General features: G+C 29.0%; 22 protein-coding genes and 2 pseudogenes. 11 read left to right on the top strand and 13 right to left on the bottom strand.

The window, feature by feature from the left end; translation table 11 throughout:
* Nucleotides 1–289: 289 nt before the first annotated feature.
* Nucleotides 290–505: a hypothetical protein gene (locus MKY02_RS03835; RefSeq protein WP_038188755.1), complete on the bottom strand. Its 216-nt coding sequence runs from the start codon at nt 503–505 to the stop codon at nt 290–292.
* Between the two features lie 427 nt (nt 506–932).
* Here MKY02_RS03835 and MKY02_RS03830 point away from each other — a divergent pair, with 427 nt between their 5' ends.
* On the top strand, nt 933–1,583 hold the full coding sequence (locus tag MKY02_RS03830; protein WP_340710668.1) for a DsbA family oxidoreductase: 651 nt from the start codon (nt 933–935) through the stop codon (nt 1,581–1,583).
* A 125-nt stretch (nt 1,584–1,708) separates the two neighbouring features.
* Nucleotides 1,709–2,311, top strand: a complete 603-nt coding sequence (locus tag MKY02_RS03825; RefSeq protein ID WP_340710667.1) for a nitroreductase family protein — start codon at nt 1,709–1,711, stop codon at nt 2,309–2,311.
* Nucleotides 2,312–2,816: 505 nt separating this feature from the next.
* Here MKY02_RS03825 and MKY02_RS03820 read toward each other — a convergent pair.
* Nucleotides 2,817–3,536 carry a YrpD family protein gene (locus MKY02_RS03820; RefSeq protein ID WP_051448803.1) on the bottom strand — a complete coding sequence of 240 codons (720 nt, stop codon included), beginning with the start codon at nt 3,534–3,536 and terminating at the stop codon, nt 2,817–2,819.
* 970 nt (nt 3,537–4,506) lie between these two features.
* On the opposite strand from MKY02_RS03820, the pseudogene MKY02_RS03815 reads away from it, so the two are divergent.
* Nucleotides 4,507–4,681 (top strand): annotated as a pseudogene (locus MKY02_RS03815) (site-specific integrase); the annotation flags it as partial.
* Between the two features lie 106 nt (nt 4,682–4,787).
* On the opposite strand, the gene MKY02_RS03810 reads toward MKY02_RS03815, so the two are convergent.
* From MKY02_RS03810 to MKY02_RS03800, 3 genes are all read right to left on the bottom strand, one after another.
* Nucleotides 4,788–5,825, bottom strand: a complete 1,038-nt coding sequence (locus tag MKY02_RS03810; protein WP_340710666.1) for a restriction endonuclease subunit S — start codon at nt 5,823–5,825, stop codon at nt 4,788–4,790.
* A complete protein-coding gene (locus MKY02_RS03805) occupies nt 5,826–7,766 on the bottom strand; it encodes an HsdM family class I SAM-dependent methyltransferase (RefSeq protein ID WP_340711675.1) in 1,941 nt (646 codons plus the stop codon).
* Nucleotides 7,767–9,085: 1,319 nt separating this feature from the next.
* A complete protein-coding gene (locus MKY02_RS03800) occupies nt 9,086–10,591 on the bottom strand; it encodes a DEAD/DEAH box helicase family protein (RefSeq protein WP_340710665.1) in 1,506 nt (501 codons plus the stop codon).
* Nucleotides 10,592–11,007: 416 nt separating this feature from the next.
* On the opposite strand from MKY02_RS03800, the gene MKY02_RS03795 reads away from it, so the two are divergent.
* The 5 genes from MKY02_RS03795 (at nt 11,008) to MKY02_RS03775 (ending at nt 13,998) form a co-directional block, all read left to right on the top strand.
* Nucleotides 11,008–11,493, top strand: a complete 486-nt coding sequence (locus MKY02_RS03795) for a hypothetical protein (protein ID WP_340710664.1) — start codon at nt 11,008–11,010, stop codon at nt 11,491–11,493.
* 141 nt (nt 11,494–11,634) lie between these two features.
* Nucleotides 11,635–12,237, top strand: coding sequence for a hypothetical protein (locus tag MKY02_RS03790; RefSeq protein ID WP_340710663.1), 603 nt, complete (start codon nt 11,635–11,637; stop codon nt 12,235–12,237).
* 116 nt (nt 12,238–12,353) lie between these two features.
* The gene (locus MKY02_RS03785) at nt 12,354–12,515 is read left to right on the top strand and encodes a hypothetical protein (protein WP_340710662.1); all 162 of its coding nucleotides are present in this window, start codon (nt 12,354–12,356) and stop codon (nt 12,513–12,515) included.
* 113 nt (nt 12,516–12,628) lie between these two features.
* Entirely contained in the window at nt 12,629–13,252 is a 624-nt protein-coding gene (locus MKY02_RS03780) for a hypothetical protein (protein ID WP_340710660.1), read from the top strand.
* Nucleotides 13,253–13,518: 266 nt separating this feature from the next.
* On the top strand, nt 13,519–13,998 hold the full coding sequence (locus tag MKY02_RS03775) for a hypothetical protein (protein WP_340710658.1): 480 nt from the start codon (nt 13,519–13,521) through the stop codon (nt 13,996–13,998).
* Between the two features lie 141 nt (nt 13,999–14,139).
* Here MKY02_RS03775 and MKY02_RS03770 read toward each other — a convergent pair whose 3' ends face one another.
* A complete protein-coding gene (locus MKY02_RS03770) occupies nt 14,140–14,703 on the bottom strand; it encodes a hypothetical protein (protein WP_340710657.1) in 564 nt (187 codons plus the stop codon).
* A gap of 315 nt (nt 14,704–15,018) precedes the next feature.
* Here MKY02_RS03770 and MKY02_RS03765 point away from each other — a divergent pair, with 315 nt between their 5' ends.
* Nucleotides 15,019–15,300 carry a hypothetical protein gene (locus tag MKY02_RS03765; RefSeq protein WP_340710655.1) on the top strand — a complete coding sequence of 94 codons (282 nt, stop codon included), beginning with the start codon at nt 15,019–15,021 and terminating at the stop codon, nt 15,298–15,300.
* Between the two features lie 573 nt (nt 15,301–15,873).
* Here MKY02_RS03765 and MKY02_RS03760 read toward each other — a convergent pair.
* Complete coding sequence (locus tag MKY02_RS03760; RefSeq protein WP_340710653.1) at nt 15,874–16,176, bottom strand: helix-turn-helix domain-containing protein; 303 nt, start codon at nt 16,174–16,176, stop codon at nt 15,874–15,876.
* A 366-nt stretch (nt 16,177–16,542) separates the two neighbouring features.
* Here MKY02_RS03760 and MKY02_RS03755 point away from each other — a divergent pair, with 366 nt between their 5' ends.
* Together MKY02_RS03755 and MKY02_RS03750 are read left to right on the top strand one after the other, a co-directional pair.
* Nucleotides 16,543–16,794: a helix-turn-helix domain-containing protein gene (locus MKY02_RS03755; RefSeq protein ID WP_340710651.1), complete on the top strand. Its 252-nt coding sequence runs from the start codon at nt 16,543–16,545 to the stop codon at nt 16,792–16,794.
* Nucleotides 16,795–16,903: 109 nt separating this feature from the next.
* Nucleotides 16,904–18,073 carry a site-specific integrase gene (locus MKY02_RS03750; protein WP_340710649.1) on the top strand — a complete coding sequence of 390 codons (1,170 nt, stop codon included), beginning with the start codon at nt 16,904–16,906 and terminating at the stop codon, nt 18,071–18,073.
* Between the two features lie 537 nt (nt 18,074–18,610).
* Here MKY02_RS03750 and MKY02_RS03745 read toward each other — a convergent pair.
* The 6 genes and pseudogenes from MKY02_RS03745 to darG form a co-directional block, all read right to left on the bottom strand.
* A complete protein-coding gene (locus MKY02_RS03745; RefSeq protein ID WP_340710647.1) occupies nt 18,611–18,823 on the bottom strand; it encodes a hypothetical protein in 213 nt (70 codons plus the stop codon).
* Nucleotides 18,824–19,181: 358 nt separating this feature from the next.
* A pseudogene (locus MKY02_RS03740) lies at nt 19,182–19,271 on the bottom strand (purine-nucleoside phosphorylase); the annotation flags it as partial.
* A 212-nt stretch (nt 19,272–19,483) separates the two neighbouring features.
* A complete protein-coding gene (locus MKY02_RS03735) occupies nt 19,484–21,421 on the bottom strand; it encodes a hypothetical protein (RefSeq protein WP_340710645.1) in 1,938 nt (645 codons plus the stop codon).
* Nucleotides 21,409–21,948: a hypothetical protein gene (locus tag MKY02_RS03730; protein WP_340710643.1), complete on the bottom strand. Its 540-nt coding sequence runs from the start codon at nt 21,946–21,948 to the stop codon at nt 21,409–21,411. The genes MKY02_RS03735 and MKY02_RS03730 overlap by 13 nt, the downstream gene beginning before the upstream one ends.
* 1 nt (nt 21,949) lies before the next feature.
* Nucleotides 21,950–23,170 (bottom strand): hypothetical protein, encoded by a 1,221-nt coding sequence (locus tag MKY02_RS03725; protein WP_340710641.1) that lies wholly within the window; start codon nt 23,168–23,170, stop codon nt 21,950–21,952.
* Between the two features lie 966 nt (nt 23,171–24,136).
* On the bottom strand, nt 24,137–25,177 hold the full coding sequence (darG, locus tag MKY02_RS03720) for a type II toxin-antitoxin system antitoxin DNA ADP-ribosyl glycohydrolase DarG (protein WP_340710640.1): 1,041 nt from the start codon (nt 25,175–25,177) through the stop codon (nt 24,137–24,139).
* Nucleotides 25,178–25,203: the final 26 nt, after the last annotated feature.

The raw sequence follows: 25,203 nt of genomic DNA, 5'->3' as shown, positions 1-25,203 counted from the left end.
CTATAAACAGTATTTTTGAGATAAGGAAAATAATTAAGCTCGTCACTTAGACATGGCGAGCAGCTTAATAGTGGGAAGGTTATTGAAAAGTACGGTTAATTAAATGAATTATCCTATTGTTTAAACCTAAAAAAAGAATGTAAAAAAGACAAAAGGCAATGAGAATTGACTTCTCGATGCCTTTTGTACACTCTGAGCCTTCTTAAAAGTATTAATTTAAGTGGGATGTTTATTTAGCAGATATATTTTAAAGATAAAAAACATGCTGTCCTGGATTTAAGCTATTCGATTAAATAATTCTCTGTACTTCTTCAAAGTTCGGTATTCCTTTTACTAAATTATACTCTGCCCATTTCTTTACTTCACTTTCTACTGCTCTATTCTGCCATTCAAAACAACCACATTCCCTGCAATGACTTTCCATATACGTGTTATTATTACGTCTTTTTTGATACACTGTTTCTTCCTTGCAGTTGTAGCAATATAGTTTTTTCTCTAATTCCATCGGTAGCCACCTAACCTTCCTTGTTCGTTGGTTTTAATTGTGGCTACAGCTTTCTCTATTTGTGCTCTATTTAATCTCGCTAATGGATACTTTTTTATTTTCTCCATATCGAATCATTCTTTTTTAAAACCTACAATAAGAGATATATCACTAACAACTATATAGACACAAAAATAAATAATTGACATTTGTTAAAGCTGTAACTATAATAGTTACAACAGAGAGGTTAAATTTTTTTATAGTAGTCGATTTTCAATTGCTGTTCATATTTTATTTATCTTAAATAGAAACCTCACTACAAAATAAAATACATTATACTCTGTAAAAGTGTAAGAATATTTATGATTTCTATATTTTTTTAAAGATGTTGTAACTTAGTCTGTTACAACGTTGTACTATTACTACTAAAAAAGGAAGGTAATATACGATGACTGTAAAAATTAAAGCTTATTCGGATTTTATATGCCCATTTTGTTTTTTAGGTAAAGGTCCTTTAGATGAGATTGTAAAGGAAAAAGACGTAGAAGTAGAATGGATGCCATTTGAATTACGTCCAAGTCCACATTCTAAAATCGATCCATGGAAAGAACCTGATAAATTAAGTTCATGGGATTCCTTTATCCTACCTACTGCAAAAAAACTAGGAGTTGACATGCGTTTACCACGTGTTTCTCCACACCCATATACCAACTTGGCATTTGAAGGATGTCATTTCGCAAAAGAACATGGAAAAGGAAATGAATTTCACCATAGAGTATTTACTGCGTTTTTCCAAGAGGAACAAAACATAGAGAACGTAGAAGTATTAACAAATTTAGCAGGTGAAGTTGGTTTGTCTATGGATGATTTTAAGGACGCTTTAGTATCACGCAAATATCGCGAGGTTCATCAAAAAGCTCTAACTCACGCTTATGAAGAAGCGCAAATTATGGCTGTGCCAACGTTTATTATTGGTGATGAAGTGATTCAAGGATTAGCCAGCAAAGGAAGATTAGCTCAAGTCATTGATAAGGAATTAAAAAAAAAGCAAACAAGTGACTTTGATGGCATGCAATGCGATATAAATGGGAATTGCTAATACTAGATTTAAACTACAGTGGAGTTTTGTAAGTATTTCCTTACTTTAAATAACAGCTTGCTCTGTCAGAAAAATCTATGTGTTTTTATATTATTTTAAAATTAAACTTATTTGGAGGAATTAATATGTCATTATCTACAACAAACTTAAAAGAAGCAATTATTAACCGCCGTTCTATTCGTAAGGTGAAAAAAAATGAAAACATTACAAAAGAAAGAATCAGTGAACTATTAAAAACAGCTTTATATGCTCCGACATCATTTAATATGCAAAGTGGACGTATCGTTGTAGTAATGGAAAATGAACATGACAAATTTTGGGATATCGTAAAAGAAACACTACGCTCTCGTGTACCAGCAGAGAATTTTGAGGCAACTGCAGAAAGATTACAAGGGTTCCGCGATGGAGTAGGAACAGTACTATTCTTCGAAAACCAAAAAACAATACAAACAATGCAAGAAAATGCACCATCTTATAAAGAACAATTCCCATTTTGGTCTCATCAAGGCAGTGCAATGTTGCAATACGCAACATGGATGTCATTAACTTCTGAAGGAATCGGTGCATCATTGCAGCACTATAACCCAATTATTGATGAAGAAGTAAAACAAACTTGGGATATCCCAGCAGAATGGAGCTTAGTAGCACAAATGCCATTTGGTGAACCAAACGAACAACCAGGAGAAAGAACATTCTTACCTTTTGAAGATGTTGTGAAGTTTTATTAATTGGCGGGGTCTTCTGACGCCATATCTCAGGAATATTTAAAGATAATGTCATATTTAAAGCGTTCAACAACTTCGACATCTGATAAGTCAAAAATAGAGAGTAGTAATTATTTGGACATGCAAACGTATAACAATACATTGCTACCGCTATAGAAACAATATTTCGTCGAAAACACTACCTGGAATTAGTACATCTATTATACAGAAAAACAGATAGCTCATCCTCGACTTTAGCGAGAATGGGCTATCTTCTATATACTAAATGGACTTTTCCAGTGGCATCGCTATGACCAACTTGATCTTTTCCTCGTAGTGAAATTAACGGCCTCGAAGAAAAAGCCATGGCAGAAACGATTAATCGTTTCCGCCATGGCTAAAATTCATTTTATGGACTTTTTCAGTGCCTTCGCATAAAGCTAGGCGCTCTTTTTATTTACTTCGCTTTTTTATGCGATTTCTTTTTCTGCAGTGGAATACCAGCCTCATTAGCATGATTAATAATTTTCTAGTTTAAATTTATGTTTACAGTTTCTTGACTTTGATTTACATATTGAACTGATACATAAGGTGCTTGATAGCTATTGAAAGAATTCGTATGTACTCCAGACCAAACTGCATTTGAAGTAGAACTTGTTCCTATTGTAGCGTCTGACCAATACACATTTTTCATATAAGATTTAGAAGCAAAATTATCTCCACCAATTTGTGCAATTGACGTTACACGTTTTAATGAATTGCCTGTTCCACTTTTTTTCCATCCTTTTGCAGTAGCATTTAACACAACTGTACGCTTAACCCCATCTGTAGCAATTCCACTTACACTAAGCTCCACAGTATTATCAGATGTTACATAAAACTTCATAAAAACAGTTTGTCCACTTTTAAAACGAGTTGTTGACGTACCACTTGAAGGGCGAGTACCATTCACAGAAATAAACGGGGCCCAATTATCTAGTGTTGGACTATGTTGTAATCCCGCATCTACTTCTACCGAACCATTATGTCCACCTAAATAAATATAACCTGTGTCAGTAGTATTACCATAACGTACGTCATTCCCACCAGGTATGTAAACATTTGTAGACATCCACGAATAACCTGAATTTGATAATGCCTTTCTGTATGGTCCCGTACCAGTTGATGCAGCATCAGCTTGCGTTGGGATTAATAACACAAGTAAAGAAAAAATAGAAAAGATAGATAAAATACTAATTAATTTTTTCAATTTTATACCCCCTAATTTTTATTACATCTTACATTTTATATCATAATAACGAATTTGTAAATATTTAGTATAAATGTAATATTATATTATATTGTTTGAAATCCTATACAATCTGAAATGGGCTATAATTTTAAGTTATTTCGTTTGGCTCATTTATTTAAATTTTAACTTAGTAAGTAAGTTTGTCTAAGACTAAGTCACATACATCTCTTATTATCCAATTGCTAAAAAATCTTTTACTCTTCGAATATTTATAGGTTGACAAATAAACCCCATTCTGCAGAATAGCTGCGCAAACAGGAAATAGGCTCAGAGTTGTTACCTACTGTCTAAAACTCAAAAAAAGAGTAATAGACAATAAGTAACTACGATCATTCAGCGTCGTAGTGCTTGACGAGGTTTCTAGTCGTCTTGTTTCGTAGAAGGCTTTCACCTTAAAAAGTTATCCTTTATCCAATTGTTGAAATACAGGAATTGTCCGCGGTCTATTAACCGTTAACTGCATTTGTTTAAATACAACTTCCATTCCAAAGCTTATAGGCGTCCAACTTTTATTACCCTTAATGACTCTCGATTGTATTTCTTCAATAGCATAACGCCGTGCTTCCTATTTTTAGACAATAAAAAACCCCCTAATTCAAATTGGAATCAGAAGGTTTATAAACAGATTTCATATAAATAATGTAATTTCCTTTAGTAACAAAAAAGGGCAATTCAATAAGAGTATAACTCCTATCAAATCACCCTAACTTTGTTTAAACGTTGATTTAACAGCATTTCTACTGCTAAATTTAAATATGGAGACGGCGGGAGTCGAACCCGTTTCTCTATAAAGTACTACAATATCAGTTATTATAAGAGGTTTTAACTGCAGTATAAAATATTTGAATACGCTTTTGACTACGTTTGATAAAAATTTGTTGCGGGGGCAAGATTTTATAATACTAAATTTTTTATTTAACCATATCTTCATTCACACGCTTTATTCTTAATTAATGGTTATAATGCTAATCCTCTTATTATTAAAGATCGTTTAGGACACGAAGATATTAAAACAACATTAAGTACCTATTCGCATTTATATCCTAAACTTTGAAATTGCTAATATGAGTGGATCAATTAAATATGAGACATCCAAAGAAAACTAAATTTCACGGAAATATATAATTTAAATATTAAAATTAAATTTTTTATATAAATAGAGACAGAAAGAGTTCTTATGAACCTTTTCTGTCTCTTTGAACATTGATTTTAAACCTCTAGGTTTTTACATTTTAAAAGAACCTTATTCTCTATTCGTTTCATATATTCTCTCATAAAACCATAATCAATTTTACCATCTTCCATAACTGGTAAAAGAATTATTTGTCTTTTTATTCTTTCTGTACCCATTTTATATCCCCATGCATACTTATCTTTTTGAGCTTGAATCATCGTTTTAACAAACAAATTAATATACTTATCGTCACTATGAATATTCAATTTTAAAAATCTAGTATCTCCTGAAAAATAAGCAGCATAACTATGATAAAAGGTATATCCAACAGAACCATTTCGATTCACGCCGATAACATTAGAATCTACTTGCTTCTCACGATCTGTAGGATTAACAAAGTCTGTTATCCCATTCCCTACAGAAGCAGATCCAACAAACGGAACAATACCTTTCTTTCTATCTTTCTCCGGCCAGTCTTTACCACCTTTTACTTTAGCGATTTCATTTAATGAGAACTCTCCCCATTTAACATCTTTTAATTCTTTAAAGTCATTTACAACATTTAATTCCGGAAATTCAAATTTATTTTTCATTTTTTGATTTTTCATACGAGTATATTCATCAATAAAATCCCAATCTGGATTTTCATTTTCATCAACCGGTAACATGATTTTTTCTCGTTTTATTCTATAATCATTAATTTCTCTATTGAAAGAATATTTATCACCAATTTTACTTAAAACTGTTACCAAAAATAAATAGTGATTTTTAGTAAGGGTCGGATTACTAAGTACCGTTACATGATCAGAAGCAATAAATTCATAGTCGTGATAAAAAACACTACCTACACTACCACTATTAGCAATAGTTATACAGTTAGAAAATTTACGTACATTTTTTCGATTGCCAATAAATCCATCTATGCCATTTGAAAAAGCGGTACTTGAAACATAGGGTATATTTCCCGGAAGCTGATTAGCCTTTGTCAATCGTTTTCCTCGTTTAATAATAGTAAAGATTTCATTCAAGAAAAATGATCGCCAATTTTTAGATTCCAATATTTCATTCGACATTTACTCACCCTCTTCAAATAAATAGCTTTTACCATGACTATACATATCGACTTGGAAGGTTAAATAATCTGCCAAAGTTTTTTCGAAATCCTCTTCTTGGGGAGCTTCTTCATTAAAATAATAAAAGCTATGCAACCATTCGTCTTCAGATGCAATAGTAGTTTTCACAATAAATTTAGTTCCATCATCTGCATTACCATTTAATACATCAATTAAATGTTCTCTCTTTGATTTTTCAGTACCGTTACTAATCAATCCAATATGTTTTCTAACCTCATATCCATCATCAGTAAAATCTACAAAGTTTACACGTTTCTTTTTCAAGTTATGAGGAATACCAGCAGTAAAAATGCAAATGCAAGGATTAACACCTACACCATGAAAAGTGTCTGTATTCAAAGTAATCACAGTCTCTAAAGTATTATTATCTAAAACTTCCTTTTTATATACTTTTTCTTCTTTTGTTTTCCCAACCATTGTACTTATAGGAACAATGGCAGCTAATTTGCCACCTTTAACCATCATTTTTAAAGCTGTATTAATAAAACTAATTTCAGAAAGGTGTGATAGATCTTTAGTCTTGGCTTGGCTATATGGTGGATTCATTAAAACCTTAGTAATAAAATTGTATTTCTCTTTCTCTCTATCATTAATTATATCTTTTTTATAAACATCATCTGGTAGATGGAACATATCTCCATTATATAGATTTGATTTTCCGTCTCCTCTTAAAATCATATTAGTAGTAGCAATCGTAAATAATTTCCCTTGTAATTCTACTCCATATAGCTGGTTTTGTTTAATTCCCTCTATCAGTTCCTTCTTTTGTTTGGAATTTAAACTTTGTTTATTTTGTACTTGAGAAATCATACGCTGCATTGCACTAATTAAAAACGCACCACTTCCACAAGATGGATCCAAAACATAATCATCTGGTTCAATATCAATAAGCTCTGACATTAAAGAAGTGATGTGACGAGGTGTTAAAACGATCCCAAGTGAGTTCCCGTCTGAACCTCCATATTTAACAAATTCCCCATAAAATTTCCCCAGAATATCTATATCATGATTTTGGCTTTTAACATGATGGTATACCTTTTTTTCAATTTGTTCTACAAAATACTTTAGTGGTGTTTTCCCTAAACTTGGATTAACTCTATTTAAAGTTTTGTCATTTTTTATATAGAGAAAGTTTTCTAACAAAATTCCGTATTTGGCCGGTCTTCCATTATAATCTATGCTTTTTAAATACATCTCAATAGCATTATAAATTTTATCACCATCTTTGGCACCATCATCTTCAAAGCCCTTCAAGTCTTCAATTGAAAATGTTTTTTGTTCTAATGCTAAAAGAATTCCAGACACTACAGTTGCTTTGTAATCATTTGACAAATTCCCAAAATTCCTTAGATCTTCATGCAAGTCTACTGCTACTTTCGTAACCTCTTGAAGTTCTCGTTCCTCTTTAGGTAATTCGCCTTTAATTGCTACTCGCCAATATTCTTCAATATTTTCTGGTGAGAAATCTTCAAAGCTTTTTATCCTATTTAATTTTCTGATTTCATCCTTCGATACATAATAGGGTTGAATCTCATAGTAATGTTTATTACCTACAACACCTATTGCAATAACTTCTTTAAAACTAGTCTTATCTACAACATGTTTAGAATAATGAACAGCCCCGTTTACTGCATAATCATTACGATATGGATATTCTGTAATAACAACATTATTTTTATTCGTATACTCTAATTGCTTTATATCTGTTTTATTTTCTATAATAAATAGATGTCCTCCAGAAATGAAAATATATTCCGGATTTCCTTTCCCTTCACCTTTTTGAGATTTACTAGCTCCTACTAATGCCTGATCTACTTCTATTATTGTTGATTTTTGATATGAATAAGAAACTCCTATTGAATCAAGAAAATCTTTAACCATAAAATCTGTATCTACTTCTTTTCCAGTTATTTGATAATTACTCACAATGTTTCTACCTCTATTCACGATTCTTTAACGAAAATTAAAATTAATTAATATCATTTTATATTATATTCTACCACTTATTCCACACAACATTAACAATAATTGTATTTAAATAACCACTTTCCACTTATATTATTTCTATATTTTATTTAGAGGTATCATTTTGGGTATTATAAAATAAATAAAGCATGGAAAAACCTATAAAATAGGCTTTCCTAGCTTTTTGAATTCTATTCCCACTCAATAGTTGTTGGCGGCTTACCAATTACAATTTAATGAAATTTAAGACGCTTCTACAAAATAATTTTATGCATTTTTGGTATTCCAGAAAGACATTTACGTATACAGCTTTGTTGAAAGTCACCTTCCTTTGCAGATTTTTACAATGAACTAAATTAATTGATTTCGTTCTGAGATCAACAGCTATAATAAGCACTATTAGATTGCTTATTGCTCTTTTTGTATGAGTACATAATTGTTATTATATTTAATGTCACACCATTCTAATGTTACAATCGATGCACTAACATTAACTTTTGACTCGTCCTCTAACTACGTTCATTATAATAACTATCTAAACTTATTTTCCTGTGTAAGTGCTAAAGTTACTTCCATCATCTCTTATCCTAATTATTGCATTATTTTTTTATCCCTACAAATGCTTCTTCGTAATGTTTTCAAAGAAATTATATGGTGAAAAAATACAAACTAATAATATTTTTTATATCCCCCTTTATTTAGAAAGAAAAAAACACTCTTCATTTGCGGATAGCAGACATATCTACTTTCATAGTCATCCTCCCAAAACTCGAAAATTCGGTGAATATTGAAATATACTTATGTAATCTAAAAATATATAAATATTTTAACAAGAGTCGAAATAAAACATAATGTATGTAGCTATAAATGGGGAGCAGTTCCAAGTAATTTTAAGAAAGAAAAATATTCATTGCCCCGAATGTCATAAATCAGGTTTTAAAAAAATAACTAAACTAGATGTATTTAATATGTATGGTGATGATTAAGAAGTTTTAGGTAAATATAAAAATAATCATACAAAAATTGATATGAAACACAGTTGCGGTTGTCATTTTGAAGCTATTCCTAATAATTTTTTAAGGGGCACGAAAAACTGCCCTGATTGTTTTGGTAAATATAATATTAATTATGGAGTTAAGAGCGACTACCAATTACTTACTATTACAGTCAGTAAAAAAGAAAAGACAATTTAATAACTGCCTTTTCCAATTAAAATAAATATTTTATTTAACGACTTAAGTTTCCTTTCTTTTGATGCACCACCTTGTTACTTTTCTCTCGTTTTCGGTAATTCTCTTAGCTGATATAGTATACTTTTTACTTTTCTTAACTTCATCTCTAATTGTTTTCAAACTAGGAATACGGTTAGGGTTTTGCTTATCTAATTTATAGTTTTTCAATTGCAATCGTAAATTTTTCATTTGATCTTCAGTTAATAGAACACTATCATCATTCTTTATATATCGTTCTAATACTTCATCAATATTATATGCATCTGAACGATTTAGCACTTGTATTTCCTTATTAGGATATTTATCGCTTAAAACATCAATATAGCCGTTAATAATGCTATCAAAGTTTTGATATAAATATTTATATTCATTTAAGAAAAATTCGATATAAGCCAATTTCATATGATTTATACATAGTTTAGAATTGTTGTTTTCATCAACTTCAAAATAAACGTATGAAGGTTGGTTTTCTTTGCCATGTTTTTTGTACCATTCTTTATGATTTTTCAACCAGCTTAATTCATCTTCATAGTGATTAATTTTCGCTACAACATGCTTTCTATTAGGAATCTTAATAAGTATTGTTACTTTGCTGCCTTTCATTTCACGACAACGTGAACGACTTTGTTCCAATGTAGTAAAATCAATAACACCACCATAATGAACGCTAAGAGTGTTTTTATCGCTATACATGCTTATGCCATTATCAATTGCTTTTGTACATGCGAGAAAATCAAAATTCATATTAGGTAACAAATTCCCTTCATTATCTTTATATTCATGTTCTAATTGGTGTTTTATATCAATATCGGTTATTTCAGATTGCTTATGATATTCAGAAATAATTGCAACTGATTTATACCCTAGTTCAATAAACATTTTTTTGGATTTTTTCACTTTTTCAACGTCATTTTGCCACTCAACAACGTTAAAACTATTTTTCAAAAATTGTTCTTCTTGATTCTTAATCACATCATCATCAATAGTTAAAAGGATTTTTTCAATATTATTATTCATTTTATCGACTTCACGTAATGTTTTTAATGGTCTTGTCATTAGATGTTGAATAGCCTTCAAGGGTTCAGGTGTAGCTGTTAAAAAAATCTTTAAAGAATCACATTCATTTATATAGTTCCAGCTATACATAGTTTCAAAAGAGAATGAGGCATCCATTACAAAATAATGCGATTCGTCTAAAATTAAAACATCATATTCAATTGGGATATATGCATTAATTGTTTCGTTTTTTATTAACATATTTAATTCTTGATATGACATGAATTTCAGATTTTTATATATGTGCTCATATTTATTTTTTAATTGATTCCCCAATAATTTACGATTATATAAGTAAAGCACAGTTAATCCTTCCTGTGCTGCAAATGGAAGGTATGAATCTAAAATAAGTGATGTTTTACCGCTTCCGCACTCGCTAAAAATTCCCCAGTTATATTGTTTGTTCCATTCCTTAAAATGTTCTTCTTTAAATTCTTCTGTTAGATATTTCATAATAAACCTATCTCCATTTCAATATTGATAAAAGAGTTATAGGCATGCGAAATTTAAATGTAAAAGAAAATGGACACTTTTTGTGGATGGTGTATATAAAGTAGCAACAACAATTTATGACTTATTATAATGAACTATTTTTGAGTTAATTCATATTAATTAATTCAATCTTATATTGTCTTATATTGTTCAGATTAAAAATTACTTATGGTGAGCAAACTTTAGTTTGTGAACAGGACATGCGATAGCATGGACTTACTATTTATTAGTAATAATAGTTTCTCAACGTGTTACAAGTAACACTAATGCTCACTGTCTTTGTCTAATGCAGCTATCGCTACATCAGCCAAAGCTATTATTTTCTTTATTTATGTATGCTATTATGTTTATTATATGTTAAATAACGGGGTGAAAATGTGAAAAAATACATACTACTTAGTAGTCTATTAGCTGTTTCATTACTAACTGCATGTGGCGAAACTGAAAAAACTACTGAAACAAATAAAGCACCAGAAACAACACAACAGACTGAAAGTAAATCTGAAAAACCTAAAGTTGAAACAACTACAAAGAAATCTAATGATGTTGATTTTAAATCTATCATTAAAGAAAATATTGGTGAAAAAGATAAATTAGTAGCCTTTTCAAATAAAGGTAGTGAAATTAAAGCTACTATTGAATTGGATAAAAATAATTTACTAACACCTAATGATATGGCTGAAAGTAGATATTCAAGTATTAGTGGTGGATTATTAGAAGTTGAGGATTGGCAAACACTTACTGTTAACTTTGTAGATGTAGGAGAAGTATCATTTAATCGTGATGAAGCTGAAACAAATGATATTCTCGGCTCATTTTTCCCGACAGCTAAAATTGCTAAAAAGTTAGGAAATATTGAATAATATTTTTCGTGTATATGTAATTTAAAGGGTGGCATTTGCTGCCTTTTTTATTTTCATAAGAAATTTTCTTAATCCTTTTTATAAAATTACTTTGATTGCCTATAACTATAGTAATTGAAGTAAAAGGAGATTTTTTTTATTATGGATGAACAATTACAAGAATTTCATAACTACTATAGAAGTAAGCTAGGGTTTGATATTAGCAAGCCTATGACTATTAAGGAAAATATGTACTGGATTAGATTTAAACGTGCTAGAGAGCGTGCTACTGCAGCTACAACGCCATATGATGCAATCACTATAGCCTTTGATATTGATAAACCATATTTTTTAGAAAAATGGTGGAATACATTATCAATAGATGAAAAACAAGAATATCTAATTTATTGTTGGCTTCATAATGATAGTATTTTTATTCATGGTATGGCTTTTTGGATTGATAGATTCATTGAAACAGGCTATTTAAGCAATTGTGATATAAAACAACCTGAAGAACCTATAAAGCTTTATAGAGGCTGTATTGAAGGATTGGAAGATGCTATGAGTTGGACTAACGATATTGAAATTGCTGGTTTATATGCTAATCAATTTGAAGGCTCGCATGTATATAAAACAATTGCAACAAAGAATGATATATTATCTATCTTTCAAGTTGAAGCTATGAACGTTAATACACATGAAAAATATAAAAATCTTGAATATATTCTTAATCCTAAAGACTTGAAAATTGAAGTTTTGGAGTAAAACTATGCTATAATATTAATGTTTCATTGATAATCCTTTTTAAGATTTAATTAAATTAAATGGCTTCAGTTAGTGAGCGTTTAACACGCTCGATAATTAGAAGGGATTGAAGCACAATGAAAATTGAAGAAATTATGAAAGAAATTAGAGAATTAGAGGAAACTTCAATACTGTTAAGTAGAATATGTATTGAGTTTCTAGGATTTGACAGGATAAATGAATTAGAAAAGCAATTAGAAGAACAATATTTAAAAGATAATATATATTTTTTAAGGTAGCTTTCATGCTGCCTTTTTTAATTGCAATAGATTACATGATAATTGCTTTTCCGACTTTTATATGTAAAATTTTATATAATAGTAAAAAACATAATATAAAAGGAGGAATAACAATGGATACTAGTTGGGTAAAACGTGCAATGGAAAACCTTTTTAAAAAGAGTGAGGAAAAAGAGAATTTCCAAAAGGCACGTCAAGAATGGTTATATAAAGGGTTAGAGGATAATCAATATTGTGAAGCCGAATGTGAATTGTGTAACCATGAGGAAATTCGTTATGAATATACTATTATAAATAAACTAAACAAAAATATAATGGTTGTCGGCTCCGAATGTATTAAGAAATTTACAGACGATTTTAAAACAGATTTTTACGATACAGAGGGTAATCTTGTTAATGAAAAACGTTTATCAAAAGATAAAAAAGAATATTTTAAAAAAATTCTTAATGAATCATTAGATAAGAGGTTAGCTAATTCAAATAATCAGTTTTATAAAGACATTGCTGCAAAAATTAAAAAAGATGGAAAATTAACGCCTAGACAATTAAAAAGTCTATATAATTTTTACCCAACCCTTGATAAAATGGGAAAACAAGCATTCAAGAGTGTTATTTCGGTTAGTTTACGAAAAGAACGTGAAAAAGAACAAATTGCTACACTTCGTCCAATTGATTTAGAATTCGTGGCACAATTTATGACATCTCAACAACGAAAGACTTTTGATATTTCACTTTAATAAAGTTAGTTACTTTAAAAAGTAATGAAGTAATTGTTAAAGAATATTTTGAAGATATAAAAGATGAATCTCTTGAAAATATTGAAATTAAATTTGTTTGATAAATTAAAACACTCAAATTCATGAGTGTTTTTTATTTTCAATGATTGAGATTGCGTTTATAAGGCCTTTTAAAATGCCTTTGCGTATAGTTGTGCAGTTAAAAGCGATACATAAAGCTATTATTGATGGTAAAATAGTAACAATTAAGGAAAAGGTGGGTAATTATGATTAAAAGAAAACTAGCATTAGTAATTCCTGTTTTTGCTGCATTTGCTTTATATGGTTGTAGTGATGATGCAGAAAATACTTCAAAAGACAAAGCAACTGTGCAGTCAGAAGATACTTCAACTGAAACAACTAATGAAGTAACAAAGCAAAAAGTGAAAGTAACAAAGGAAAATGAAAAAACAATTATTGATGACAACATTGGTTTCGATGATGAATTAATAGATTACAAGCGTACAGAAAATGAAATTAAAGCAACTGTCAAAGTAGTAGGAGGAAATGGATTATCTACACAAGATGTAGCTGAATCTCGCTATTCTTCTATTTCGGATGCATTACTACAAAAAGATGGTTGGGATACGCTGACAATCAAGTTTGAAGATGTTGGAACTGTATCATTTAATCGAGACCAAGCAGAAGAAAATGAGATTGGCCTCCCATATTTTCCAATTGCAGAAATTATGAAACAACTAAAATAATACATAAAAACGAGAGTGTACAGAAAAGTATACTCTCGTTGCTTTTGTAACCCAGCGTTTAAATTGTTGTGCTTAAGGAAGTTTTGAACCTAGTACCAATGAATATAAACCTGATTCATTTATGATTTTTAATCATTTCTATTAATATTTTTTAAACTCACCTTTGGTAGTCATTCCATAAATAGACATAGTTTTCTTTTTATATTTTCTTTTTATAGCTACCTTAGATGTAGAATTAAATTCAACTACAACTTCTCCATCTTTACCAAAATCTTTCTTAAATTTCACTTTCCCATTTTTATCAATACCCACTATCGAAACGTCTGTTCCAACGATACCTTGTCCAATTGCACGGTAAGATGTTGTATACGCTAATATTAAATTACCATTACTTGCTTGTGCATATTGAAAAGAACAACTAACACCACCACAAACAAATAGTTCTTTCCAAACCGTTTTATTATTTTTTTTCACGAAAATTTGTTGCTCATTACTCGCCTTCGTATTAATTTTTAACCCATTATTCAGATTATATATTTGGTTTTTTTTGTAAATTCCTGAATTTTCTACACCTCCAAAATCAACGTAAGTAGATATTTTCCCGATTTCACTTTTCGCTTGAACGTAAGAATTTGAATTAATTGGTAAAAATGAAATAAAAGCTACAATTAACACAATTGAAAATATGAATGATTTATTCTTCATTAGATAATTTCCCCCTATCATTAGATGAGTACATATTATCATAATTAAGGAATTTTTTTCATATCTTATTTAAAGTTTTACTCTGTCATACTGAATCATACTGATTTTTGTTCGTTATTTATCTTTGTGATGATTTCAAGAAAGCAAAAAAGGAATAGTTAAATTCCCTATCATTAAAATGGTAGTTTTAAAGATTCGCCATTTGTGCCGAATCCTATATTAAATATTTTTTAAAATCTCTTTTACAAATTTGTTTTGAGTGCCTATAACCTATGTGTAAATCAAAATTGAAAAGTAAAAGGGAGATTTTTTATTATGGAAGAAATTAAAATTAGTTTAAAAAAATTGGCCGGATCATTTAACATAGAGTTTGATTTTATTTTGCAAAAATTAAATCAATTAATTGGAATTGATCCTCGTATTGAAGAATTTATTATTGATATTAATGATGAAAAATATATATTGAAAGATGGCTTGATTATCCTTTTACCATTTTTGAAATTAGAGGATAGCAAAAAAAATCTATTTGCAATTTTGGCCTTAATAATAGATATGGAAGCACAAAAATTTGAAATTATTAGTGTAAGCACTCATTAACTTGAGTGTTTTTTTATTCCAAGAAAAACATACCGTATAACGTTACATTCCAGAAGTTCCAAAAATTATAGCATAGTTGTAATGTTAAAAACGATTAAAAAGGCCTTAAATGGCTTTATATTTATACCTTCTGTGCATCGTTAAAATGTTGCTTTTAACACTTTATCTTTCAACACAATGCCACTTAATTAGAGAGAATATAATAAAAATAATATTCATATCTTATTTTAAATGGATAAATATTATCTTTTCTTTTAGCTGAAACTCTTTGTTACACATGTTTCAACTAAAGTAAAAATATCTTCTATAAATTATAAAATTTATAGAAGATTATTTTTTAGATATTCTTTATATATATATTCCTTTGTAGTTGCTGTTTTTGAGCTGTTGAAATTCACCAGTTCAAATTCAACAGTAGTTAGAATGCTGCAATAGACCATTTATAATTACTGTAAAACTCTTTTTCAATTTATAAAGAAGAAGAAATATTTATGGGAAGTGGGAAATTATTTAATGCTAAACAAATAGCTGTACAACTAGGATTTACTGTTAAGTAAAACAATAATTTATTCTTTAAATACTTATTTTTATATTTCCACCTTGAATAAGCGCCTTAATTGCACTAATTAATATCTCATTTTCTTGTCTTAATTTGAGATATTCTTTATCTTTATTAGAAACCGTGATTTTATCCTCACTAATTTTATCAATTGAAAGTTGAACATTTCTAATTGGTGATTCTTTTTTTTTAAGCCAGTTATAGATTGATCGTTCAGTAGTACCAAATTCCTCTGAAAGTTGCTTTACTGTTGCTCCTAAAAAATGTCGATTTACTATCATATCTTTAAATTCCTGAGTATAATACTTTTTTTTCACTTTGATGTATCCTTTCTTATAATAATAAAACAATTATACTAAATTAGTAATAACTTGTCAATTTTTGTATATTTTAACATTATAAGGTGTTTTATTAATTAATTTATTTAAGGACTACTTCTAAAGTTGAATCAATTTCAACACTTAATGACAGTTATAAATACCTACATCCACTCCGTTTTTCGTTTGAAATTATTAAAGAGTTTTATATAGCTAAAACTTCTAATAATGCACCCTAATTTTAGATTTTTTTAAATTCTTTTTACACTTTTGGTTTAAATGCCTATAACTATATTAGTAAAAGGCCAAAGAAGTATTTAATCAATACAAACAGGAAAACAGATTAAATTGAAAGGAATAATTTGTATGAATTCAAACACTCAAACTAATAAGAACGATTTCTATATTTCTAAAGAAACAATTATAACTGCTATCAAAGAAGGTTTATCATCTAATAAAGAATGGATGTCTCTTGCTGAAGCAGCTAAATATGCAGGTGTATCTCATAATACTTTTACGAAATTCCGAGAAATGGGATTGAAAATATGTCAAGTTGAAGGAATAAAGCGAGTATCTCGTAAAGAAATTGATAATTTTTTAGAAACTCATAGCTTCTAATTAAATTTTAAAGAGGTTTTGCCTTTAATGTCCGGGTATAATGGCAATAGAGGTAATTCCTCTTCTTTTATTTCTTGCCCCTGCAACGTTATATAGAAGGAGAATTATCATGCCAAAGAAAAAATCATCTACAATTGAAAGCTATAAATTAATAAATGGAGAAAAACGTTATCAATTTCAAATTTATATCGGTACTGATTCACTTACTGGAAAACAAAAACGAACTACAAAACGTGGTTTTAAAACTTTTAAAGAAGCGGAGTTAGCACTTGCACGTATTAAATTAGAAATTGATAAAGGTATCTATCAAAAGCAACAACCAGAAACGTATCAAGACATATATAACTTATGGGTTAAACAATATGAAAATACAGTTGAAGAAAGTACATTTGTAAAAACAACTGGAATTTTCAAAAATCATATTTTACCTGCTATGAGTTGCTATAAAATCGAAAAAATTTCGATTGATGTTTGTCAACGTCATGTATATGAATGGTCTAATAAGTTGAAAAAATTCCGTATGGTTAAATCTTACGCTGCTAAAGTGTTAGACTTTGCTATTAAACGTGGTTATATTCAAACAAATCCATTTGCACTTGTTGATATGCCAACTGCTTTAAAAAAGAAACAAGCAAGTATAGAAGAAAAGAAAGAAAACTTTTATACACGTGAACAATTAATCGAATTTTTATCATGTTTTGAAAAAGAAAATAACGTAAAAGCCTATACCCTATTTCGTCTACTTGCCTTTAGCGGTATGCGTAAAGGTGAAGCGTTGGCTCTTACTTGGAATGATTTAGACTTTAACACAAATGAAATTCGTATTAAAAAAGCTCTTTCACGTGGTAAAGACAATAAATTATATGTAAAATCAACAAAAACTGGCGTTGCACGTACGGTTAAAATGGATGAGCGTACAATGGTGATTCTAAAAGAGTGGCGTAAAAAGCAAAAGCAAGATTACCTAATGCTTGGATTTAATACCATGAAATCAGGACAACTTGTTTTCAGCAATGAAACAAACGATTTTTTACAGCCTACAAAAACTCGCAAATGGATTGTTCAAGTTCAAACTAAATACAACCTTGATACTATCACCACACATGGTTTACGTCATACACACTGTTCCCTTCTATTTGAAGCAGGTGCAAGTATTAAAGAAGTTCAAGATCGTTTAGGACATAGTGACGTTCAAACAACTATGAACATTTACGCACATGTAACAGAAAAAGCAAAGGAAGCTGCTATTCAAAAATTTGAAAGTTATATCAACTTTTAAAATTGAATACGTTTGACTACGTTTTTGACTACGTTCGAATGATATTCATTGAAATTCATTGAAATATAAAAAGTGCCAAAACCCTTATTTATCAAGGATTTTGACACTCATTGAAATCGTATGATTTCGTCTTATGGAGACGGCGGGAGTCGAACCCGCGTCCAGAAACTCCAATACTCAAGCTTCTACGCGTGTATCTTGCCTATTTAGGATTCACGCTTCAATAGCCAGACCTTAGAGCCACAAGCAATTGAGAGCTTTTCATAATTAAATACTTAACGATTTTCTCCACTAGAGAGTACTACATATTTACGAACTAGGTTCAAAGACCTTATTGATTCCATTGTATATCAATTAGTTATTAAAAGGAATTGTTTCATAAGCAACCTCAATTCGTATGAGATTTACAGGTCAACATTACCATTAAAATGATTTTAACACAGCTTTTACGAACGTCCCGTGGTACTCCTGTGACTTCATGTATGACTCTCATCCACAATCCGACCTTCATTATTAACTTTTAATAACATGAAAATTTTACTCCTCACTTTCAGGAGAGACTAAAATACTAAGACCATCTGCTTCTCCATAATCCCACATTTTCACCCAAGGATATGTGTTTTCAGGTAGAATAAAAGTCCGCATTTCTAATGGTTGAATTGTTGACATATCACATTTTGTGCCATGTACCTCGGTTGCTGGATGTATGCTTACTTCTCTTCCAGTATCGTTATAATATACAAATTTCAAGTTTTCCCCCTCCATTAAGGACACCAAATTCTCAACTGAATTTCATCTTGATATTTTTTATTTTGAACTTCGTTCAAATCTTTATTTCGACTTGTTAATTCTTTTCTAATGTATTCAGCTAACGCTTTTCTATTTTCAACTACAACTATCTCGATAATTAATTCCATGTAAACGATTACTATAAGTCCACTAAACGATGATTTTACTCCTTGACGCAAACACACAGATGGACACTTTTAAGAGCTTGTGGTATACCCTTGTTACTTTACAGTGATTATTTTCTTTACTTTCACTATTTTGATTTGTTTAACATACAGTGTTAAGGGTGTATTGCCCTTTTTTCGCAATCATCATATCGTTAAACGTTAAACGTTAATTGACGTTCTTCAGATGATGTTACTTCGCCAGTAATGATATGGTCACTTGCTGTAAGGATAGAAAGTGCTTGATATGACTGGGTTAAAGGCACTTTCACTATCAAACTTTTCAAATAAAAAAATCAAACGTTGTATAGCAATCCACCTATTTTTGTTGATATTTTGGTCACCTGTTTTTAGGTGACCATTTTTTCATTTTCAATTAATAAAATACACAGTAAAAATAAAAGCAGAAAACATTGTTAATAGAATTTTTTAAACTATCCAATTATTCACAATTAAACTATTCGACTATTTTCAATAATTTATCATGCTTTAATAAAGTATCAACAACATAATTTTTATATTCTTTAGGGTATTTATCAATCCCAGTAGTTAGTATTATTTGGTAATTAAATTCACCATACTTATCTAAACTTAATTCATTTATTTTATCCAATAATTTAATGCAACTTATTAATTTTGGTTCATCAATTCCTAAGTTTTCTGGTGTATCCATTATTATAAATTTAGGAAACTTAATATTTTCATCCTTTATACTAAAATATAACATAGTATAGTAAAATACCATGCGTCTCAAAACATATGAACTCGCTTGCATGTAGACGCCATTATTCAATATTGGTAAATAATCTTCTTCCATCTCAACTTTATTTATATTATCGTCAACTGATTTTATTAATTCTAAATAGATTTCAGAAAACTCACCTAATTTTTCTTGCATATTTTTGAAAAGGCTTTTTTCCATAGCATTTATTTTGGATTTCATTCTCGAAAATCTAAGTTCAACTTTTTTAAAATCCTCTAATAATTTCTCTAGTTGTAGCACTTGCAATTCAAATTGTTCAGTTTGTTGTATTTTTTTCTTGATATTTAATATTAAATTATTCAATTCATTAATTTCTATTACCGAACTCACATCACCTAAACCAATAGAATCTTTTTCTAACTGGGTAATATCATGAAGTAAAGATTCTTTATGTACTTTTGTTAATCTCAACTTCACTACATTCTCTTGAATTTCAAGTACAACAGATTCTATCGCAATATCAATAGTTTCTATTGATTTTTGCTTAGATTTTAATATGCTCAAATATTCATCTGAAGTATAGAAGTATTTTTTGAACTCATCTTCTAAGTTTTCACCACAAACACATTGATTTTCTTCCCTTATAATTTCTTTCAAACAACAGGGGCATTTATTATTAGAGAAAATACTTAGCTTATCATTTGTAATAATTATTTTCTTAATTTGTATAACATCTCTTATTAAATCTTCATTAACTTTTTTTAATTTCCCTAATTCCTCTATTAAATTGTCATGATAATGAGCAATTTCTAATATTTCATGTTCTATTTTATATAGTTCAGCTCTCTTCTCTTGTAAAAACAAATCTAATCCAATTAGTTTAGCTTTAGGCTTATTTATACTATCTCTATATAATTCAATCTTATCCAATTGTTTGTTTAAACTACCCAAAGTTTCTGGAATGTCATTATAGTTCAAATCAGGCTCTTCACCTTTAAAATTCAATTGTTTATAGTTTTCATATAAAGTCTTTTTAACATTCCTTTCTTTCTCAATTTTTTTATATTCCCCTATTTGTTGATAATAATCCGCGAAGCCGTACCCCATCAATATTTCAAAAATGACTTTTCTTATATTTTCTGAATCGGAAACAAAATTATTATCAGTTCTATGTTCTTTATAAATTTTACTAGGAGTAGTAGCTTGGTCATAATGAATTAATCTGAATAAATCTGATAAGCCTATTTTAAATTGTTTTGTACCTTGAAATATATCAAAAACTTTTATATCTAACTTATTTAGAATCCAATCAGAAAATATTATATCTGTTGGATTTGTTAATGCATTTCTATTTATAAAATAAAACTCACTTATTTCTTTACCACTAACAAAGATAACGTTACTATTTTTTTCACTAAAGTATCTTTTTAATTCATAGCTTACTTCGTTAATTTTAATTTTTAGTATCACATAATTATTTGTATCTTCTTTTATTTGTTCATGATATTCAGATTCTTTAAAATCAAACTGTTTTATGTACATACCGAAACTATAACAAATTAATGAACTAAAAGTAGTTTTTCCTCCGCCGTTTGCACCTTCAATAATTTGAATACCTTTTTTCAATATTGGCGAAGTGTAATGATACTTTTCTCCACTATAAATTAATTGCTCTATAATTAAACTTCCCACAACTGCACTCCATTTCTTTTATAAATTTTTTCTAGAAATGTTTTTAATGTCATAGTTCTTAACTGAGGAAATATTTTCTTGATTTCTTTTAAATTTTCTCTCTCCTCTTCAAAGAGCGGATTACTAATTAAACTATGTAGTTTTTCATAATCATTTATATATATATCTAACGTCAGCCTTGTAACATTCTTCTCAATTGAAATAAGACCATTTCTTTCTAAATTTATAATAACTAATAAAACGAGCTGTTTTTTTAGAAAGCTATTAGTATAGCTATCTTTTAAAATTTCGTAATCTACATTATCTATTTTGAAATCTTGATTAACTGCTCGTTGCATTAACTCAAATAAAGATTCATTAGAAATAAATTGATATAAATAAATGATTTTTTTATAATCAACCCATTTTTTTTCATTACTTTTACATTCAAAAAAATCTAGAATAATTAAAATATGATAAGCTATATAATTATAGTCATCTTCTTTTGAAAACATAATTTCTTTTTTTATATTTATATTGTTTTTCAATTTAATCCCCCATTTCAAATGATAGGTAGCAACTATCAAACAGTTCTAAAACTGCGCCTTCAATACTCTTGTTATTTTTAAATGGGTAATAAAAATCTTTAGACATTTCCTCTATGTGTTCTTCTGCACATTTCTTTAATTCTTCAATCCACTTCTTTAATAAATCTTGATTAATAGCAAGTTCATTTTCTTCTATTAATTCAAATAATTTTTCATCACACACATCAAAAATTCGATATTGGTATGCTGCCTTATGCTTACTAAGAACCGTTTTATACTCTGCTCTTATATTCCCTATTCTTCTTGAATAAATCCCAATTAATTTATCACTAAATTCTGGATATACTGCTTTAATTTTATCATTTAAATTTCTTTTATCGTTGGACTCCATTTCTTCCCAAACATCATATATTGGGTCGTCTATTTTTCTTTGCTCTACTGCAATTTCGTACATAATTCTTTCCACTCTATCATTAGTAAGCAATCGACTTACTAAATCTGTTGAGGTCTGCCTTTCTTCTAGCTCGACTAGTAAAGCAGATATTACGAACTTCTCTTTTCCAATTAAATTTCTTTTGTCATTCGAGAATTTTGAAATATCCTTTTCTAAGGACTGTCTCAGCTCTTTTTCATCTTCTTCATTAAATTTCCAGTCAATTTTATTTAGGAAATCCTTCCACAAACCATCTGATAACTTTTTTATTTCATCAGTAAATCCCTTATCTTCCTTGGAGATATATTGCTTCTCATACTCATCTATTATTACTTTTTTTATTATTAATAAAAATTCTGAATCATGCTCATACCTCTTGTTAATAATTTTTTCAAGAATTGGTTTGTCAGGTAGTTCAATATTTAGAGCTCTTGTTAACTCACTTGTTCTTTCTTTTGAAATTCCAACATTAGTATAGAAACAAAATATTAAATTATCATTTTCAACATTCTTGAACCAATAATCAAAAAAACTAACTAAACTATTTTTTACTTCAACAGACATAAATGAAAAACCTTTTACAGAAGCATAACTCTTATCCCCTTCTGAGACTTCACTTACTTCTTCACCATCTACCGATTTAAAGTAAACGTCATCAAAATATTCTGTAGCTGCATACAAGTATGTATCTTCTTTTTTTAACATATTTTCAATTAAAAGTTTGACAGCTCTTAGTCTTTGTAATGTAAATCCTTTGCTTTGTTGCCCTACTTCTCTTGCAATAGCCATAATCTCACCATCCCAACAACTTATAATATATAAATTTTACCATTAAATCATTTCTATTATACTAGTTTTATATCTACTATATGTTTCGCTGTGTTAACTGCCCAACTACCTTTAGTTATTAAATCTATTTCCAAGCCATTACTCTTTATCATCTAAATACCCCCGCTTGTTATAAATTGAATCTAATTGGTCAATGTTTCAAAAATAAAATTTTTCATTTAAACAATCCATATCTAATAATCCCCATTAATTTCAACACTCTTAATTAGTAATACCTAGGAATTAATTAGATATTTAGTAGCACTTTAATTTTATCATTATAGACTCTACTGTAAATGAAAATCATGAATATTTTATTTTAGATTTTGGGGACGGTAGAGCAATATTGTAATTGTGATGGTGGTAATAATTCGATATGGTTTCATTTTATTTCAACTAGGTCTCCAGAAAAGATAAAAAAGAGGAAATACTCCCTATCTCATAATTGATAGCGCAGGTATTTTCCTCTTTTCATTATTATTACTTCTTTACCTTACTATATAATTTGGCTCTGTTCACATTTGTCATCTCTGCAATTTCACTTACTTTCAATTTGTTCTCATCACGATTCTTAAAGAGTTCAATTCAATTGCGTGATTTAAGCCTTTTTGCCAACGAACACTTCGAACATTCAATTATATGATTTCATTATAAAACTTTGTGACGTGTGGATGAACCAACTAAAGTGTTATACCGTACATTAACCCTTCAAAATTGTGGGAAATGCGCCACCCATTAATGATTCTTTGTAATGGTTGATATATCAAAGTTTCAAGCTATTTTTATGGATTATGAATTGCAAGCACGATTGTTAATCGCAAGCCAACTCAATTATTAATGTCGTTAATTGGGTATTACCCTATAATTTTACACTATGCAATTAATTACACAAAATCCAATCTCCTGTCATTTTTCAAGCGAATTAAATTACAAGTCAAGTGATAGATTTTCTGTTTGGTTAAAATTAATTTCAATATGAGAAACCGCTTTACTAACATAATAACTATCAAAATCATAGGAATTATCTTCAAGCCAATTTAGGACCTTTTTCTCCAAAACGCCCCCGACAATTTGATAATTTTTATACATCCATAATGTCATAACTAAAATTAACAAATTATTTTTTTGTTCAAACCCCTTAAATAAATTTTTTACTCTTTTGAAATCTTGGTCATTTAGAATATTATTTTTTTGCGGAAAATCAACTGTAATAACCTCTATTGGTGTTACTGTCTCATTCTCTTTCTTCTTTAAAGGATTAATATAATATTGCGCTAAACTAGTTATAATTGGATTAATACTTGTACTATAGGGACCAAATTCTCTTAGTTCAAATTTTATTTTTGGATTATCATATTGCATTAAATAACTTAAAGCATTAACTTCTCTATAAGTTATTTTTGGATTATTTTCAACATTATTATAATCATTCATAAGCAATAATAATTTTTTTCTATCCTTTGTTAATTTTGGTTTTGGATTTATCCTTTGTTTATTAGCATTCTCTTTTAGAGCTGGCTCATAAACAATAACTTTCAAATCATTTAACTGCGCCAATTTATCTATAATTAAAGGTTTCACTATATCCCATTCTAAATTACCATTACCACAACCTAATGCTGGCATTGCAATAGATTTAATTTTATGGTCTTTTAATACTTTCGCTAAATCATCTAACCCATCTTTTATATACTCAAGCTTTGAATCATTTCTCCAGTGCTTTTTAGTTGGAAAATTAATTATATATCTTGTTTCTTTATAATTTGGAATTGTATAAACAAAATTTTTCCCAATTATTAGCTCTTTGTTAGAACATTTCAATTTATACTTAGGTAATAAACTCGGAAACCTTTTACTAAATTCTTTAGCTACCCCCTTTCCCATAACTCCTACACAATTAACTGTATTTACAATCGCTTCTACTTTATTAAAATCATCAAATAAATTGCCTCTTTTAAATTCAATCAAGAAAAAACACTCCTTTAAGACTATTA

The sequence above is a fragment of the Viridibacillus sp. FSL R5-0888 genome (assembly GCF_038009105.1).
Lineage (GTDB): Bacteria > Bacillota > Bacilli > Bacillales_A > Planococcaceae > Viridibacillus > Viridibacillus arenosi.
The sequence above is the reverse complement of the archived record's forward strand: the minus strand, read 5'-3'. Positions and strand labels throughout refer to the sequence as shown.